The 16094-nt window shown below is 68.2% G+C and carries 17 protein-coding genes and 1 riboswitch; of the genes, 12 read left to right on the top strand and 5 right to left on the bottom strand.

The features are described 5' to 3' along the window. The first annotated feature begins 56 nt into the window (after positions 1 to 56). The 7 genes from paaB (at position 57) to CVV76_RS22525 (ending at position 5719) form a co-directional block, all read left to right on the top strand. A complete protein-coding gene (gene paaB, locus CVV76_RS22555; protein ID WP_102226943.1) occupies positions 57 to 341 on the top strand; it encodes a 1,2-phenylacetyl-CoA epoxidase subunit PaaB in 285 nt (94 codons plus the stop codon). Continuing rightward, positions 341 to 1093, top strand: coding sequence for a 1,2-phenylacetyl-CoA epoxidase subunit PaaC (gene paaC / locus CVV76_RS22550; protein ID WP_102226942.1), 753 nt, complete (start codon positions 341 to 343; stop codon positions 1091 to 1093). Before paaB ends, paaC begins: the two co-directional genes overlap by 1 nt. Further along, positions 1090 to 1593 carry a 1,2-phenylacetyl-CoA epoxidase subunit PaaD gene (gene paaD, locus CVV76_RS22545; RefSeq protein WP_199178685.1) on the top strand — a complete coding sequence of 168 codons (504 nt, stop codon included), beginning with the start codon at positions 1090 to 1092 and terminating at the stop codon, positions 1591 to 1593. The genes paaC and paaD overlap by 4 nt, the downstream gene beginning before the upstream one ends. Before the next feature lie 11 nt (positions 1594 to 1604). Further along, on the top strand, positions 1605 to 2642 hold the full coding sequence (locus CVV76_RS22540) for a 2Fe-2S iron-sulfur cluster-binding protein (protein WP_102226940.1): 1038 nt from the start codon (positions 1605 to 1607) through the stop codon (positions 2640 to 2642). Positions 2643 to 2929: 287 nt separating this feature from the next. After that, complete coding sequence (locus CVV76_RS22535) at positions 2930 to 3559, top strand: class I SAM-dependent DNA methyltransferase (RefSeq protein ID WP_102226958.1); 630 nt, start codon at positions 2930 to 2932, stop codon at positions 3557 to 3559. Between the two features lie 104 nt (positions 3560 to 3663). Beyond that, the gene (gene aroC, locus CVV76_RS22530; protein WP_102226939.1) at positions 3664 to 4773 is read left to right on the top strand and encodes a chorismate synthase; all 1110 of its coding nucleotides are present in this window, start codon (positions 3664 to 3666) and stop codon (positions 4771 to 4773) included. Positions 4774 to 4834: 61 nt separating this feature from the next. After that, entirely contained in the window at positions 4835 to 5719 is an 885-nt protein-coding gene (locus tag CVV76_RS22525; RefSeq protein WP_102226938.1) for an alpha/beta hydrolase family esterase, read from the top strand. Here CVV76_RS22525 and CVV76_RS22520 read toward each other — a convergent pair. Beyond that, positions 5710 to 6450 carry a helix-turn-helix transcriptional regulator gene (locus CVV76_RS22520; protein WP_102226937.1) on the bottom strand — a complete coding sequence of 247 codons (741 nt, stop codon included), beginning with the start codon at positions 6448 to 6450 and terminating at the stop codon, positions 5710 to 5712. The two genes, CVV76_RS22525 and CVV76_RS22520, sit on opposite strands and share 10 nt — an antisense overlap. A 79-nt stretch (positions 6451 to 6529) precedes the next feature. Here CVV76_RS22520 and CVV76_RS22515 point away from each other — a divergent pair, with 79 nt between their 5' ends. After that, on the top strand, positions 6530 to 7171 hold the full coding sequence (locus CVV76_RS22515; RefSeq protein ID WP_102226936.1) for a glutathione S-transferase family protein: 642 nt from the start codon (positions 6530 to 6532) through the stop codon (positions 7169 to 7171). Between the two features lie 33 nt (positions 7172 to 7204). Here the strand turns inward: CVV76_RS22515 and CVV76_RS22510 are convergent, their stop codons facing one another. From CVV76_RS22510 to CVV76_RS22495, 4 genes are all read right to left on the bottom strand, one after another. Beyond that, on the bottom strand, positions 7205 to 7624 hold the full coding sequence (locus tag CVV76_RS22510) for a thioredoxin family protein (RefSeq protein ID WP_158243223.1): 420 nt from the start codon (positions 7622 to 7624) through the stop codon (positions 7205 to 7207). 81 nt (positions 7625 to 7705) lie between these two features. Continuing rightward, positions 7706 to 8620, bottom strand: a complete 915-nt coding sequence (locus CVV76_RS22505; RefSeq protein WP_102226934.1) for a DMT family transporter — start codon at positions 8618 to 8620, stop codon at positions 7706 to 7708. A 316-nt stretch (positions 8621 to 8936) separates the two neighbouring features. Then, positions 8937 to 9224: an HU family DNA-binding protein gene (locus CVV76_RS22500; protein ID WP_102226933.1), complete on the bottom strand. Its 288-nt coding sequence runs from the start codon at positions 9222 to 9224 to the stop codon at positions 8937 to 8939. A gap of 202 nt (positions 9225 to 9426) precedes the next feature. After that, the gene (locus CVV76_RS22495) at positions 9427 to 10908 is read right to left on the bottom strand and encodes an AMP nucleosidase (RefSeq protein WP_102226932.1); all 1482 of its coding nucleotides are present in this window, start codon (positions 10906 to 10908) and stop codon (positions 9427 to 9429) included. Positions 10909 to 11050: 142 nt separating this feature from the next. Continuing rightward, positions 11051 to 11154, top strand: a riboswitch (TPP riboswitch). 35 nt (positions 11155 to 11189) lie between these two features. Here CVV76_RS22495 and thiB point away from each other — a divergent pair. The 4 genes from thiB to CVV76_RS22475 all read left to right on the top strand — a co-directional run bounded on the left by thiB (position 11190) and on the right by CVV76_RS22475 (position 15771). Next, positions 11190 to 12182 (top strand): thiamine ABC transporter substrate binding subunit, encoded by a 993-nt coding sequence (thiB, locus tag CVV76_RS22490; protein ID WP_102226957.1) that lies wholly within the window; start codon positions 11190 to 11192, stop codon positions 12180 to 12182. Beyond that, a complete protein-coding gene (locus tag CVV76_RS22485) occupies positions 12158 to 13753 on the top strand; it encodes a thiamine/thiamine pyrophosphate ABC transporter permease ThiP (RefSeq protein ID WP_102226931.1) in 1596 nt (531 codons plus the stop codon). Before thiB ends, CVV76_RS22485 begins: the two co-directional genes overlap by 25 nt. Then, positions 13740 to 14438, top strand: coding sequence for a thiamine ABC transporter ATP-binding protein (thiQ, locus tag CVV76_RS22480; protein ID WP_102226930.1), 699 nt, complete (start codon positions 13740 to 13742; stop codon positions 14436 to 14438). Before CVV76_RS22485 ends, thiQ begins: the two co-directional genes overlap by 14 nt. A gap of 358 nt (positions 14439 to 14796) precedes the next feature. Continuing rightward, a complete protein-coding gene (locus tag CVV76_RS22475; RefSeq protein ID WP_102226929.1) occupies positions 14797 to 15771 on the top strand; it encodes an acyltransferase family protein in 975 nt (324 codons plus the stop codon). The last annotated feature ends 323 nt before the right edge of the window (positions 15772 to 16094 follow it).

The following is a 16094-nucleotide window of genomic DNA, read 5'->3' as shown; positions in this document are numbered from 1 at the left end:
CGGGGGCCAGCCCCCGGACCCCCGGCGTATTTTCGGAACAATGAAAGGGTGAGGAGATGGCTGAGGCAACGCGGCTTTGGGAAGTGTTCATCCGGCCCCGCAACGGGCTGTCGCATCGGCACGTGGGATCGCTGCATGCGGCAGATGAGGTGCTGGCCCTGCAGGCGGCGCGCGATGTCTACACGCGGCGCGGAGAGGGAACGTCGATCTGGGTGATCCCGTCGGATGCGATCACGGCAAGTGATCCGGACCACGCCGCCGAGATGTTCGATCCGACCGCCGACAAGATCTATCGGCATCCGACCTTCTACGACATTCCGGAAGACGTGGGGCACATGTGATGTCGGACGCCATCGTCACCGCGCTGCTGGAGCTTGCCGACGATCACCTGGTGCTGGGGCACCGGCTGTCGGAATGGTGCGGCCATGCGCCGATGCTGGAAGAAGATCTGGCGCTGCCGAGCATGGGCCTGGACCTGATCGGAGCCGCGCGGGTTCTGTACACCCGGGCGGGCGAGATCGAAGGCAAGGGGCGCGGCGAGGACGATTTCGCCTATCTGCGCGACGAGCGGGCCTATCGCAACTGCCTGCTGGTGGAACGTCCGAATGGCGATTTTGCCCAGACGATGCTGCGCCAGCTTTATTTCGCGGCTTTCATGGAGCCTTACTGGAAGGCGGCGCTCGGCTCCTCCGACGCTGTCGTGCAGGGGCTGGCCGCAAAGGCGCTGAAGGAGGTGGCCTATCACATCCGGCATTCGGCGGAATGGGTGATCCGGCTGGGCGACGGCACCGCGGAAAGCGCCGCGCGCATGGCCGAGGCGGTGGTGGAGTTGCATGGCTATACCGACGAGCTGTTCCTTTCGTCCGAGGCCGCGCAGGCGGCCGAGGCGGCCGGGATCCTGCCCGGGCGCGCCGCGCTGCGCACCGCTTGGGAGGCGGCGCTGAAACCGGTCTTCGCCGAGGCGCAGCTTGACTGGCCCGAAAAGGTCTGGCCCCAGAGCGGCGGACGCAAGGGCGAACATGGCGAGGCGCTGGGTCACATGCTGGCCGAGATGCAGGTCATCGCCCGCGCCCATCCCGGGGCGGTGTGGTGAGCGTGACCGACCTTTCGGCGGCGCAGGCCGGGGCCCGCGCCTGGGCCGCGGCAGCCGCCGTGCCGGACCCGGAAATCCCGGTCGTCACCGTGGCCGATCTCGGCATTCTGCGGGCGGTGACGTTGCGCGATGGCGTTGCGGTGGCGCAGGTCTCACCCACCTACACCGGCTGCCCGGCAGTCCTAGCGATCGAGCTGGCGGTGGAGGCGGCGCTACGCGATGCAGGCTTCGAGGCGCGGGTGGAGCGGCAGTTGTCGCCACCCTGGACCACCGACTGGATCACCGAGGAAGGGCGCGAGAAGCTCCGCGCCTATGGCATCGCGCCGCCTGCGCAGGCCGCCAACTCGGTCCGCGCGCTTTTTGGAGAGAGCGTGGTCGCCTGCCCGCGGTGCGGGTCCGAGGCGACCGAGAAGCTGAGCGATTTCGGCTCGACCCCGTGCAAGGCGCAATACCGCTGCCGCGACTGCCTTGAGCCGTTCGACCATTTCAAATGCATCTGAGGAGGAATGCCATGGCCCGCGGTTTCCACGAACTGACGATCGCCGAAGTGCGGCCCGAAGGCGACGGCGCGGTGGCCGTGCGCTTCGATCTGCCCGAGGCGCTGGCCGATACCTTCGCCTTCACGCCAGGCCAGCACCTGACGCTGAAGCGGGGGGATATTCGGCGCTCCTACTCCATCGCCTGCGCGCCGGGAGAGGGGCTGAGCGTCGGCATCCGCGCGGTGCCGGGGGGCGGCATGTCGGAACCGGCACAGGGCTGGCAGGCGGGCGAGGTGGTCGAGGTGATGGCGCCCGAGGGGCGGTTCACGCTGGGCGAGGAGGCGGAGATCCTGCTGATCGCCGCCGGGTCGGGGATCACGCCGATGATCTCGATCGCGCGGACCGCGCTGGCGCGGGGCGGTCGGGTGAGGCTGGTCTACGGCAACCGCGGCATCGGGACGATCATGTTCCGCGAGACGCTGGACGCGATGAAGGATCGTTACATGGACCGGTTCACCCTGATCCACGTGCTCAGCCGCGAGGGGCAGGACGTGCCGCTTCTGGAGGGCCGGATCGACGGGGCAAAGATCGCGCAGCTGGCCCGGGCGGGCGCGATCGACCCAGCGGGGGCCGACGGGATCTTCCTGTGCGGACCCGGCGAGATGATCGAGGCGGCGCAGGGGGCGCTGCTGGATCTCGGCGTCGCGGCGGGCCGGATCCGGCACGAGTTCTTCACGCCGGCCGACGGCTCGACCCCGCGCAAGGCGCCGGTGGAGCGGCCCGCCGAGGGCGTGGCCGTCGAGGTGATCCTCGACGGCGCCCGCCGGGCGTTCCGGCTGGAGCCGGGCGACGCCGATCTGATCGAGGCGGCGCATCGGGCGGGGGTGGAGCTGCCCTGGTCGTGCCGCGGCGGGATGTGCTGCACCTGCCGCTGCAAGGTCGAGGAAGGCGCCGTCGAGATGGCGCAGAACTGGTCGCTGGAGCCCTGGGAGGTCGAGGCGGGCTATGTGCTGGGCTGCCAGGCCCAGCCCAGGGGCGAGAAGCTTGTGCTGGATTTCGACGCGGCCTGAGGTGAAGCGCCCCCTGCCACGGGGCAGGCCCGGGTGGACACCGTCGGCGGCGGGGGCGCTGCCCCCTGCACCCCCCGGGATATTTTCGAACAGAAAGAAGACCGGGGCGCATTCCATCTTCTTCTGAGCGGAAATATCCCACGGGGGTGCGGGGGTGTGAAACCCCCGCGACGACGGCAGGTGCGGGGGGCGCCCACCCCGCCCTGCGCGCGGCGCGGATGGACCGTCTGGGCGATTGGCGTTTCCGGGCCCTTGATTTCCGGGCCGCGGCCTGCCCCAATGGGGCCATGACAGACCACAAGCCAGATCTCGACGCCGCCTATTCGCTGAAGACGCCGGAAGATTCCGTGCGGCTCTATCGCGACTGGGCAAGCAGCTATGACACCGATTTCGCCGCGGCACTCGATTACCGCCTGCCCGAAGCGACCGCCGCGGCCTTTGCCGAGGGCGGCGGGGAGGGCCCCGTGCTCGACGTGGGGGCAGGCACCGGCCTGCTGGGGGCGGCGCTTGCAGAGCGCGGGATCGGGCCGGTCGACGGGCTCGACATCTCCTCCGAGATGCTCGAGGCCGCCGCCGCCAAGGGCTGTTACCGCAAGCTTGTCCAGGCCGATCTGATGCGCGCGCTGCCGCTGGACCTCGGGGCCTATGCGGGGATCACCTCGTCTGGCACCTTCACCCATGGCCACGTCGGGCCCGAGGCCCTCGACGGGCTGATGCAGGTGGCGGCGCCCGGGGCGCTCTTTGCGCTGTCGATCAAGGTCGAGATCTACGAGGCGATGGGATTCGCGGAGAAATTCGTGTCGATGGGCGCACAGATCACCGGGCTGGAGCTTCTGGATTGTGCAGTCTACGGCCCGGGCGCCGACGCCGATCATGCCGGGCACCGCGCCATGATCGCCCGCTTCCGCAAGGCGTGAGGCCCACGCAGCACGGCGAAATCGCTTGAGGGAGAGGGCCGGTGCCGCTAGACCCGGTGCCGACCGCGCCCTGCCGCGCGCCGCCCCGCAAAGGACCCGATCCCATGAGCCTCAACAGCTTCGGCCATCTCTTCCGCGTGACCACCTGGGGCGAGAGCCACGGCCCCGCGCTTGGTGCCACGGTCGACGGCTGCCCGCCCGGCATCGAGGTGAGCGAGGCGGCGTTGCAGCACTGGCTTGACCGGCGCAAACCGGGCACGTCGAAATACACCACGCAGCGGCGGGAACCGGATGCGGTCAGGATCCTGTCGGGCACTTACGAGGGCCGCACCACCGGGACCCCGATCCAGCTGATGATCGAGAATACCGACCAGCGGTCGAAGGATTATTCCGAGATTGCCAGGACCTTCCGGCCCGGTCATGCCGACATCACCTATTTCCAGAAATACGGTATCCGCGATCCGCGCGGCGGCGGCAGATCGTCGGCGCGCGAGACGGCGGCACGGGTGGCGGCGGGCGGCATCGCGCGCGCGGCGCTGGCGACGCTGGTGCCGGGGCTGAAGATCAGCGGCTACATGGTGCAGATGGGGCCACATCGGATCGACCGGGCAAGGTTCGACCGCGACGAGATCGAGCGCAACCCGTTCTGGGTGCCCGATGCCCAGGCGGCAGAGGATTGGGCCGGCTACCTCGACGGTCTGCGCAAGTCGGGCAATTCGACGGGCGGCGTGATCGAGGTGGTGGCCGAGGGCGTGCCCCCGGGCCTCGGCGCGCCGATCTATGGCAAGCTGGATACGGAGCTTGCCGCCGCGATGATGTCGATCAACGCGGTCAAGGGCGTCGAGATCGGCGAGGGGATGAATGCCGCCGCCCTCACCGGGGTCGAGAACGCGGACGAGATGCAGATGGGCAACGATGGCCCGCGTTACCTGTCGAACCACGCGGGCGGCATTCTTGGCGGGATCTCCACCGGGCAGGAGGTGGTGGTGCGCTTCGCCGTCAAACCCACATCGTCGATTCTGCAGCCGCGCCGCTCGGTCACGCTGACGGGCGAAGAGACCGAGGTGATCACCAAGGGCCGTCACGACCCCTGTGTCGGCATCCGCGCCGTCCCGGTGGGCGAGGCGATGATGGCCTGCGTCTTGCTCGACCATCTGCTCTTGCACCGCGGTCAGGTGGGCGAAGGTCCCCGCGGCGTGATCGGCGGCGCCTGACCGGCGGAACCGACGGAATGCCGGGCGTGCCGCGTATCCCCGCCATCACAGGGAGACGCCGATGATCCGCAGCCTGCTTTTCCTTCTTCTGCTCTGCCTGCCCGCAGAGGCCCAGGCGGGGCTTGAGCGTCACACCCTGCGCTCGGGCGGCGTGACCCGGCACTACCTGCTTTATGTCCCCGACATGCCAGCTCGGTTTTCCGGCCCGCGCCCGCTTGTACTGGTGCTGCATGGCGGGGGCGGCACCGACCGCGGGACGATCCGCGCGACGAAGGGGCGGTTCGACCAGTTGGCCGAGGCGGAAGGTTTCCTCGTACTCTACCCCCAGGCGGTGGGGCGGATGTGGGACACGGGCGAGGGCGACGTCTCGGCCGGGCTGTCGCCGCACCGCGACGACCTTGCCTTTCTCAAGGCGGCGATCGCCGCGACCGGCGCGCGGCATGCGGTCGATCCGCACCGGATCTTCGCAACCGGGATTTCGCGCGGAGGGCATGCCAGCTACATGCTGGGCTGCGAGGCGCCAGGGCTGATCCGCGCGATCGCTCCGGTAGAGATGCCCCTGCCCGAGGGCCTCCGCGCGACCTGCCGGCGCGGGCCGCCGCTGCCGATCCTGCTGATCCAGGGCACGGCGGACCCGATCGCGCCCTATGGCGGCGGCCGCGTCCACCTCGGCAAGCGCCAGCGCGACCGGGTGATGTCGGCACCCGCGACCATGGCGCTGTTCGCGGCGCGCAACCACTGTGGCGGCACGGCGCCTGCCACCCGCACCGGCGCGGTCGACCGGCTGTCGTGGCAGGGCTGCGCGGCGCCCACGCGCCTCGACCGGGTGGAGGGCGGCGGGCACAACTGGCCCGGCGGGGTGCCGCGCCTGCCGCGCATCTTGGGCCCGACCAATACCGACATCTCGGCACCCTACGAGATCTGGGCCTTCTTCCGTCAGTTCTGAACGCCACTCGCGCGGCCCCGGGCCTCCCGTTCGCCGGCGCCAGTGAACGGGCGGCGCTTGATCTCGGCAATGAACTCCCGCAGGAGGGCCACGCGGCGGGGCCGGAAGCTTTCCGCGGTGGCATCGACCGAAACCATCCGGTCAAGCCGGAAACGGCGGAACCCCTGCCGCAGGCAACACCAGCCCAGCAGCATCTGCACCTGTTCGAAGAACACGATGGACAGGGGCCAGACCCGCCGCTCTGTCAGCCGGCCGTCGGCATCGGCATAGACCAGGTCGATCGCGCGTTCTTCCCAGCAGGCCTCCCGGATCAGGCTCATGTCGACGACGGGTTCGGCCCGGTGCCCGAAGCGGTAACTTTGCACCACGGCATGCATCGCCTGTCGCTGCTGACGTTCCGGCAGGGTCGCGGTGATCTTGGCCAGCGCCGTTCCGGCGGCCCGAGCCAGCGCGGCATCGCCCGAGAACCCCACCTCCGCCAGCCCCAGAACCAGCGCCTCGATCTCCTCCCGGGTAAAGCTTTGCGGCGGCAATGCCGGGTCTTCAACCAAGCTGTAGCCCAGCCCCGCGGCACCGTCGATCAGCGCCCCGCCCGCGCGCAAGGCGGCGATGTCGCGATACAGCGTGCGCAGGCTTACCCCGGTCTCTTCGGCCAGCCGCCCCGCCGTCACCGGCTGCGGCAACCGCCGGATCGTGTCGAGCAGGCGGAACAGGCGATCTGCACGGGCCATCCTCTCCTCCTGTCAGGTTCTGTCAGCAGGATCGGCGCATAGTCCCGCGACCGCAACCGGCAAAGCGAAAGGAAATGCCATGCTCACTCTCTACCATGCCCCCCAGTCGCGTTCCTCCCGGATCGTCGCCCTGATCGACGAGATGGCGATCTCCGACAAGGTCCGGATCCACGACGTGAACATCTTCCGCGCGCTGACCGGCACCGGGGCCGCCGATCCGGCCAACCCCCACCCCGAGGGCAAGGTGCCCTATCTCGTCGACGGCGCCGAGACGGTGCGCGAGGGGATCGCCATCATGCTCTACCTGCTGGAACGCTTCCCCGGCACCGGGCTGGGGGCTGATCCGGGCGCGCCCGATCGGGGCAGATTCCTTGGCTGGATGAGCTATTACGCCTCGGTGGTGGAACCGGTCGTGCTGTTGGACAAGCTCGGGATCGACCATCCCTTCGCGCGCTTCGCCTACCGCGGGCTGGACGAGGTGATGGCCGCATTCCGCATGCCGCTGGCGGAATGGCCCTGGCTGATGGGGGATCGCTACACCGCCGTCGATCTTGTCATGGGCTCGATCTTCGGCTTCCACCCCGGGGCGATGCCGGACGACCCGCTGATCCGGGACTGGGCCGCACGCTGCGCCGCGCGGCCAGCCCAGGCCCATGTGCAGGCGCGCGACCGCGAGGCAATGGCCCGCATTGACACCGCAGCTATGGCCGGGCCCGCCTGACGGGCCGGCAGGCGACGCACATCGCCGCGGCGGTCAGACAGAGGCGCTCAGCGCCCGGTCAAGCAGCGCCTTGATCTGCGAGGTCTGGGTGGCGCCGATCAGCCGCCCGACCTCGCCCTTCTTCGTCAGCGCGACAAGGGTGCCGCGCTTCTCGACCCCGAGCGCGTCGGTCATGGCGCCGTCGCGGTGGCGATCCCAGTCGGCGACGATGAAGTCGATCTGCCGGTCGTAGCCGGGATTGCCCGCCCGCAAGGTGTCAAGGATCCGGCCCTGAGCAAGGCAGGTCGGGCACCATCCGGCGTGGAAATCCACCAGCACCGTGCGACCCGCCAGCAACGCCTGCGACACGACCCCGGGCCGGTAATCCAGCGTGCCGGCGCGCAGACGCCCGGCGCCCAGCGGCGCGGCCAGGGTGATCGTCGTGGTGAGGTTCAGGAAATCGCGTCGGTTCATCTCGGATCTTCGGTATGCAAGGCAGAACGGGCAGAGCCCTTTCGTAACATGATGGGGCATCAAAGCCCCCGGGGAAAGGGCCTAGGACGAGGTCACGCGCTTTTCACCGGCGGCAACGGGCCGGGCCGCCGCGCCCGGCTGCTTCGAGAGCTGCACCGCAAGGATCCCCGCCGCCACGATCGCTACCCCGATCACATCCGCCACCCCGAGCCCCTCGTGCAGGAAAAACGCGGCGATCACCACGCCGAAGAACGGGTTGAGGAAATGGAAGGTCGCCGCGCGGACCGCGCCGATCCGGTGCACCAGGGCGAACCAGACCCAGGTCGCTGCCAGGCCAGGCACCAGGGTGGTATAAAGGAAGGCCAGGCCCAACCGCACCGACCACTCGACGTGCCAGGTCTCGGTCGGTACCGCGACCAGCGCCACGCCGGCGGCGCCGATCAGCAACTGCAGGCCGACGATCATCATCAGGTTGCCGCCGGACGCCGCCTGCCGCACCGACAGCGTTGCCGCCGCCAGCGCCACGACCGCCAGCCCGCAGAACACGATGCCCGTCACGCTTACCCCCGCCTGCAGCCGGGCGCCCATGATGATCGCGACCCCGGCGACGCCCGCGACCAGCCCCGCAAGGCCCAGCGGACGCACCTTCTCTCCGAACAGCAGCCAGCCGGCGAAGGCCACCACCAGCGGCATGGTCGAGGCGACGATCGCGGCGAGCGAGGCCTGGACCCATTGCATCGCCACGAAGTTCAGCCCGAGGTAGAGTGCGTTCTGGCAGATCCCGAAGACGATCGTCGCCCGCCACTGGCCGCGCGTCAGCCGCCAGCTCTGCCCCAGCGCAAGCGCGATCGCCACGCCGAGCAGACCGGAAATCAGGAACCTCAGCGACAGCGCGTAAAGCGGCGGCGCAGCCGTGACGATCATCCGTGCCGAGGTGAAGGCCGAGGACCACATCAGCGCAAAGGCCAATCCCATCCCGATCGCCCGCAAGTCCATGTCGTGCCCTCCTCCAGAACGCGCGGACCATGGCGCAAAGACCGGCTGTCAGCAAGGGCGGCGGGACCTGCGCCGGCGGGGGCGCTGCCCCCTGCACCCCCCGGGATATTTGAGAGCAGAAAGAGAGGAGACGTTCCCCTTCTTCTGAGTGAAAATATCCCACGGGGGTGCGGGGGTGTGAAACCCCCGCGCGTCCTTCGAGCCCGAGCGAGACCGCCGGTGCACGACGCGGCGCTTCGGGCACCGGCCGCGCAAAAGAAAAGGGCCGCGCGAGGCGGCCCCGTGGCGCCCCCGAGGGGGCGCGCTGCCTGACGGCTCAGCCGTTCACGCTGTCTTTCAGCGCCTTGGCGATGGTCATTTTCACGACCTTGTCCGCCGGCTTCTTGATCTGCTCGCCGGTGGCCGGGTTGCGGACCAGCCGCTCGGGCCGGGCGCGGCAGGCGACCTTGCCGAGGCCCGGCAGGGTGACGGCGCCGCCGGCGGCGACTTCACGGGTGACGACGGCGGTCACGGCGTCAAGCGCTGCGGTCGCGGTCTTCTTGTCCGCACCCATCTCTTCGGCCAGGGCCGCAACGAGCTGGGTCTTGGTCATCGGTTTCGACATCCTTGTCTCCTCAATCGTGCCCCGCTTCCTGCGCGGGGTCTGTCCTCGCCCGGTTGGGCTACCGTGCCGCTACACAGGTTTTCGAGGGACAAATCAAGCCAAATCGGCCTTGTTTTCCTCGTTCTTCTGCGCAAATCGTCACTATTTCCGGAACTGTTGCGATCCGTGCCTGCAAGAGGTCGGGAAAACCCCACCCGGGGCGTCAGAGAAACGCCGTCTCCTCGAAACTGCGCAACTTGCGGCTGTGGATTCTTTCCAGCGGCATCTCGCTGAGAAGCTCCATCGCGCGGATCCCGATCTGCAGGTGGCGCGCGACCTGGGTCTTGTAGAAATCCGACGCCATGCCGGGCAGCTTCAGCTCGCCGTGCAAGGGCTTGTCAGAGACGCAGAGCAGCGTGCCGTAGGGCACCCGGAAGCGGAAACCGTTGGCCGCGATCGTGGCGCTTTCCATGTCGAGTGCGATGGCCCGCGACTGGCTGAGGCGCTGGACCGGGCCGGACTGGTCGCGCAACTCCCAGTTGCGGTTGTCGAGCGTGGCGACCGTGCCCGTGCGCATGATCCGCTTGAGCTCGTAGCCCTCGAGCTTCGTGATCTCGGCCACCGCCTCCTGCAGGGCCACCTGCACCTCGGCCAGCGCGGGGATCGGCACCCAGACCGGCAGGTCGTCGTCGAGCACCTTGTCCTCGCGCAGGTAGGCATGGGCCAGCACGAAATCGCCCAGGGACTGGGAATTCCGCAAGCCCGCGCAATGACCGACCATCAGCCAGGCGTGGGGGCGCAGGACGGCGATGTGGTCGGTCGCGGTCTTGGCGTTCGAGGGCCCGACCCCGATGTTGACCAGCGTGATCCCCTGCCCGTCCTTGCGCTTGAGGTGGTAGCTGGGCATCTGCGGCATCTTGGTCAGCACCGGCAGCGGCGCTTCGGCATCGGTGATCTCGACCCCGCCGGGAGCGACGAAGCCGGTGTAGCCGGAGGCCGGATCGGCCAGCATCTGGCGGGCGTAGGCCTCGAACTCCTCGACGTAGAACTGGTAGTTGGTGAACAGGACGTGGTTCTGGAAGTGATCGGCCCCGGTCGCGGTATAGTGGCTGAGCCGGGCGAGCGAGTAATCGACACGCTGCGCCGTGAAGGGCGCGAGCGGGCGCGAGCCGTCGGGATTGGTCAGCCGGGTGCCGTTGACGATGTCGTCGTTCGTGGTGTTCAGGTCCGGCACATCGAAGACATCGCGCAGCAGGAAGTCGAGCGCGCCTTCCTGCGGCACGGTGACCTCGGCCCCCGCGACGGCGAAGTGCACCGGGATCGGGGTGTCCGACGGCCCCACCTGCACCGGCACGCCATGGGTCTTCATCAGGAGACCGATCTGCTGGATCAGGTAATTGCGGAAGAGGTCGGGCCGGGTGATCGTGGTGGCGTAGGTGCCGGGTTCCGGCACGTGACCGAAGCTCAGCCGACTGTCGGCCTTGGCGAAGGTGGAGGTGGTGAAGCGCACCTCGGGGTAGAAGGCGCGGATCCGGGTCTCGGGCTTGCCGCCGGTCACGGCCCCCGAGAATTCGGCGATCAGGAAGGCCGTCGCGCCATCGTAGAGCGCCTGCAGGCGATCGACGGCGGCCGTGGCGTCGGTGAACATCTCGGCCCCGGGCTGGTCGGGGCTGTGCACGGGAAGGTTCTGATCGTGTCGCGTCATCACGGGTCGTGTCCTCCTGTCCCAAAGGGGTGGTCCGTCATCGCCCGAGCGGGGAACCGATGCAAGGGGGGCCGCACAGGCGGCGGCCCGCAGGGGGCCGCATGCGCACCCCCTTGCGCGGTTCTGTTGCGGCGCTATGCTCCCGCGCACCTCGGGGTGCTCCGACCAGGAGCTGAGATGCGCAGGCGCGAACCCGTTGAACCTGAACCGGTTAACACCGGCGGAGGGAAGGTGACAGGATCATCCTCCGTTGCCCCCGCCCGTCGCACATGGAGGAATGCATGAAACTGCCGATCCTTGCCGCGGGACTTCTGGCCATGATGCTCGGCACCGCCGCGCAGGCCGACGAGAAGCCCACGCTCACCGTCTACACCTATGACAGCTTCGCCTCGAAATGGGGCCCCGGCCCCGCCGTGAAGACGGCGTTCGAGAAGACCTGTGGCTGCACGCTGAACTTCGTCACCGCGGGCGATGGTGCCGCGCTCCTGTCGCGGCTGAAGCTGGAGGGCAAGCGCACCCGCGCCGACGTGGTGATCGGCCTCGACACCGCGCTGACCGCGGATGCCGAAAAGACCGGCCTCTTTGCCAAGCACGGCGACCTGCCCGCGCTTGACCTGCCGGTGAAGTGGACCGATCCCACTTTCGTGCCGTTCGACTGGGGCTGGTTCGCCTTCGTCTACGACAAGGCCAAGGTGAAGGAGGTGCCGAAATCGTTCGAGGATCTGGCGAAGTCGAAGCTGAAGATCGTGATCGAGGATCCGCGGTCGTCGACGCCCGGGCTGGGGCTGCTGCTGTGGGTGCAAAAGGCCTATGGCGACAAGGCACCGGAGATCTGGAAGGAACTGGCCGACAACATCGTCACCGTCACCCCGGGCTGGAGCGAGGCCTACAACATGTTCCTCAAGGGTGAGGCCGACATGGTGCTGAGCTACACCACCTCGCCCGCCTACCACATGGTCGAGGAGAAGGACGACGGCAAGGCCGCCGCCGACTTCACCGAAGGCAATTATGCCGAGGTCGAGGTGGCGGGCCGGATCGCCGGGTCGAAGCACCCGAAGCTGGCCGATGAGTTCATGCACTTCATCACCACCGAGGCGTTCCAGAAGGAGATCCCGACCACCAACTGGATGTACCCGGTGATCAAGCTGTCCAAGCCGCTGCCCAAGGGCTTCGACATGTACAAACCCGAGAAGACCCTGCTTTACCCCGCGGCCGAGGTGCCGAAGGTGAAGGACAAGGCGCTGGCCGCATGGCGCGACGCGCTGAGCAAGTAGGCGGCCCTCCCGGGCGGGTCCTGGGCGGCGCCGTGGCCCTTGGGCTTGCGGCGCTGATCCTCGGGACGCTGGGCGCCGTCGCCTGGCGCGCGGCCTGGGGGGCGCAAGCGGATGGTGCGGGCGGGCCGCTGCTCGGCCCGGCCGACTGGGCCGCGCTGCGGTTCACGCTGGTGCAGGCCGGGGCCTCGGCGCTGATCTCGGTCGCGCTGGCGGTGCCGGTCGCCCGCGCGCTGGCGCGGCGGCGGTTTCCCGGGCGGCGCGCGCTGATCGCGCTGATGGGGGCGCCGTTCATCTTGCCGGTGATCGTGGCCGTGCTGGGCCTTCTGTCGGTCTTCGGACGCGGCGGCATCGTGAACGCGGCCCTCGCGGCGCTCGGCCTTCCCGCCTTTTCGATCTACGGGCTTCAGGGCGTCTTGATCGGTAATGTCTTCTTCAACCTGCCGCTTGCCACCCGGCTGATCTTGCAGGGTTGGCAGGCGATCCCGGCGGAGCGTTTTCGCCTTGCCGCCGCGCTCGACTTCTCGTCCGCCGAGGTCGCGAAGCAGATCGAGTGGCCGATGCTGCGCGAGGTGGCGCCCGGCGCGGCGCTGGCGATCTTCCTGATCTGCCTCACCTCGTTCCCCATCGCGCTGACCCTCGGCGGCGGCCCTCGCTCGACCACGTTGGAGCTGGCGATCTACCAGGCCTTCCGCTTCGATTTCGACCTCGGCCGTGCCGCCGTTCTTGCCGCCCTGCAATTCGCCGTCTCGGGCGTGGCCGCGCTGATCGCCCTCCGCCTCGCCCTGCCACAGGCAAGCGCCGCCGGCCTCGACCGCGCGGTCGAGCGTTGGGATGCCCGCAGCCCCCTCTTGCGGACCCTCGACACCGCCACCATCGCGCTTGCCGCGCTGTTCCTGATCCTTCCGCTTGCGGTGATCCTCGCGCAGGGCCTGCCCACCCTGACACACCTCCCCGGCATCGTCTGGACCTCGGCGTTGACCTCGCTTTGCGTCGCGTTGGGCTCGGCGGTGATCGCCGCCGGGGCGGCACTGGCGCTGGCCCTCGCGATTACCGGCAGCCGCCGCCCGCGGCTTTTCGAGGGGGCGGGGATGCTCCCCCTCGCCGCCTCGCCGCTGGTCCTCGGCACCGGGCTTTTCCTGATCGTGAACCCGTGGATCGACCCGGCGGCGCTGGCGCTGCCTGTCACCGCGCTGGTCAACGCGCTGCTGGCCCTGCCCTTCGGCCTGCGCGCCCTCGTCCCCGCCCTGCGCGAGATCGAGGCGGCGCATGGCCGGCTGGCCGATGCGCTCTCGCTCACCGGCTTTGCGCGGCTACGGCTGCTGATCCTGCCGCGGCTGCGGGGGCCGATGGGTTTTACGCTGGGCCTGTCGGCGGCGCTGTCGATGGGGGACCTGGGCGTCATCACCCTGTTCGCGGCCCCGGGCGAGGGCACGCTGCCCCTGCAGCTTTACCGCCTGATGGGGGCCTACCGGATGAACGAGGCAGCAGGCGCCGCCCTCCTCCTCCTTGTCCTGAGCTTCGGCCTGTTCTGGCTGTTCGACCGCGGAGGACGTGCCGATGCTGACGCTTGAAAACCTGCACCTCGAACAGGACGGCTGGGCCCTCGACGCGGACCTGACCGTCTCGAAGGGCACGAAGACCGCCCTGATCGGCCCTTCCGGTGCGGGGAAATCCTCGCTTCTGAACGCCATCGCGGGATTTCTGCCGCCGGCGCGGGGGCGGATCCTGTGGCAGGGGCATGACCTTGGCCCGCTGCCCCCCGGCGCACGGCCCGTGTCGATCCTGTTCCAGGACAACAACCTCTTTCCGCATCTGACGGCAGAGCAGAACGTGGGCCTCGGCCTGCGCCCCTCGCTGCGCCTGACGGCGGAGGAGCGCGCCCGCGTCGCCGAGGCGCTGGAACGAACCGGCCTCGCCTCCCTCTCCGAACGCAAGCCGGCGCAGCTGTCGGGCGGCCAGCAAAGCCGGGTCGCGCTGGCAAGGGCGTTGCTGCGCGCCCGCCCACTCCTCCTGCTTGACGAACCCTTCGCCGCGCTAGGCCCCGCGCTGAGGGCCGAGATGCTGGACCTTGTCGCGCGCATCACCGAGGAAACCGGCGCGACCCTCCTGATGGTCAGCCACGACCCCGGCGACGCCCGCCGCATCGCCGACACGACCATCGTGGTCGCCGAGGGCACGGCCCATCCGCCGGCGCCGACCACGGACCTCTTCGCCGACCCTCCCCCGGCCCTCGCCGCCTATCTCGGCGAGGCGTGACAGGCCGCAGAGCACGGATGGCGATATCCCGGCACGGCGGTTCATTGAGGTTCGGAAGCAGGCCGGGCGGATTCCACCGCGTCCGCGGAGGAAGGGGAGAAGGGCCTGAGGTCACCACCATTTTTCGGCGATGGCCGATCCCCGGCGATCGCTCTGGGGGCTGGCTCTTGCAGGCAGCAGCGATATTTGATGGAACTGGACCGAACACATGGGGCAAGCTAGCCCCAAGGAGCAGAACAACAAAGTAATGTAGCGAGGCCGATCCTCGCTTCAAACCACTCGACTGTTGGCCAAAGTGTTCAGTTGATTGAAGGTCCAGACCCCGAAGCCTGCTACTAAAGATCAAGTTGTTCATTAATTGGAGCTGCTGAAAGTGAAGCCTCTTAAACTAGGCGAGCTGGAGTCCAGCAAAAAAACGCGACCCAATTCCCTCGTAGGGGTTGATCTGCTCCGGCATCTCTTCGTGCTTGCGGTCATCTTCCAACATATGTCGTCTCAGTCGCGCTATTCAGATGCCGTGAATGGACAACTTGCGCATTGGTCCCCCCTGGTGGACGGGGCGGTCGCGGGCTTCTTCCTTTTGTCCGGATATTTCTTTCGACCGGGCATGACCCGCCAGAGCTTTGCCGCGCGCGCCAAACGCCTCCTCATCCCCTACGTCGCCTTTTCCCTGGTCTACACCGCGGTGCTTGGCAGCATGGGCAAGATGCGCTTCCAGCACGGAATCGTTAACATTCTGGATGGGGCAGGAGTCGGGCCGCAGCTTTATTTCCTGCCTTATCTGCTGCTCATCTGGACATGCTGGGGGCTGATAATCGACCGGGTGCCAGAGCAACGCCGCAAGCTCGCCACGGCGACAACCCTGCTCGTCGTGTTCCTCGTGTATCTCGTTCTCCCCACCCGGGGGTCGACCGGCCCCGATCCACATCTGCTTCCGCTCTACGCCCTCGCGTTTGTCTGGGGCTTCTATCGTCGCGCCTACGCCGGAGAGCTGATTTCCAACGTGGCCATTGGCATCGCCATCGTGTCGTTGTTCGCGATCCCCTGGCAGGCGCGCGTTTGGGACCTGCCTCTGGTGCTCCTGTTGACGGAGGTCTCGATCCGCGGATCGGCGCTGCTAAATCACGGCGGACGCCTTCCCGGCAGCGGCGGCATCTACCTGCTCCACACCCCGGTCCTGAACTATGCGCTTTCCACATTCGTCCTGATGGCGGGTATTGGCGGCTTCGAAAACGCAATGATAACGTTGGTCTTGACGTATGTTGTCGCTCTGCTGATGACCCTCACCGCGATCCGAGTGGCGCCATATATCCGGCCATTCCTTCTGGAATAGTTCATTGATCTGAGCTCCTGAAACTCGTGTTCCTGGTGGATTGAATTGCTCCTCTGCGCCAATTCCTGAGGGGTGATCTGATCTCCGAAACTCGGCCGTTTTAAGCCGGAGTTTTCTGTTACGCTTTCCCCGCTGGGAGAGGAGTGGAATCTCATGAAGGCGAGCAAGTTTTCGAACGCGCGAGATAGGCGCTCATCCTGAAGCAGGGCGAGGAAGGCACGCCGGTTGCGGAGACCTGCCGCAAGGCCGTATACCTGCTCCCCTGAAATGTCCTCGTTTTGGGGGGTAATCCCCCCGTTTTTACGGGTGCTCGGACGTAGAAT

Origin of the sequence: Acidimangrovimonas sediminis (assembly GCF_002871005.1) — a bacterium.
Lineage (GTDB): Bacteria > Pseudomonadota > Alphaproteobacteria > Rhodobacterales > Rhodobacteraceae > Acidimangrovimonas > Acidimangrovimonas sediminis.
Note: the sequence above shows the minus strand (reverse complement) of the source record. Positions and strands in the feature narration are given on the sequence as shown.